Origin of the sequence: Photorhabdus heterorhabditis, assembly GCF_018448905.1 — a bacterium.
GTDB lineage: Bacteria > Pseudomonadota > Gammaproteobacteria > Enterobacterales > Enterobacteriaceae > Photorhabdus > Photorhabdus heterorhabditis.
The window spans coordinates 1-496 of record NZ_RCWA01000187.1 but is presented as its reverse complement, the minus strand read 5'-3'; the positions used below and the strand labels follow the sequence as shown (position 1 = coordinate 496).

The following is a 496-nucleotide window of genomic DNA, read 5'->3' as shown; positions in this document are numbered from 1 at the left end:
TCACCACCTTCACGTTCTCCAGTCGGGTGTTGAAATATTCCTTCTCCTGACCCGCGTCATCAATTTTGTACCACTTGATTTCCGCTGATTTCAGGGTTTGGCCAGAGGTGACCGCTTTATACAAATAAGGGCTTGAAGAATCGACTTCTTTAGTGAACACTAGCGGCGCGTGCACGCGGGTTCCGGTCAGCTTGCCAGTATTGTTGTCCGTCGGGATATGCAGCGCATGTTCCAGCGCCACAATTTCGATGCTGCCTTCCCGGTTCTGTACATCCACAGACCCTTTGATGTCCGCACCGCCGTCATCTTTCAACCACAAATAAGCGGGGATAGCCATAATATGACTCCTGTTTTTGAGTGTGTGAGGTCGCCTGCACCGGCGACGTTGTTGTTGATAAAGAGCCTGACACTTGTTGCAGTCGCTGGCAGGCGACTGCGTTAGGTACCAGACGGATTTCAACTCTGCGGTTGGCAGCACGCCCCGCAGCCGTTGAAT

Annotated in this window: 1 protein-coding gene and 1 pseudogene; both read right to left on the bottom strand. The window is 52.4% G+C overall.

What is annotated here, in order from left to right; all coding sequences use genetic code 11:
* A partial coding sequence (tssD, locus tag EAE89_RS23225) for a type VI secretion system tube protein TssD (RefSeq protein ID WP_214086692.1) occupies positions 1-337 on the bottom strand: 337 nt, incomplete at its 3' end.
* Positions 303-496, bottom strand: a pseudogene (locus EAE89_RS23220) (hypothetical protein); the annotation flags it as partial. The pseudogene EAE89_RS23220 and the gene tssD, both read right to left, overlap by 35 nt.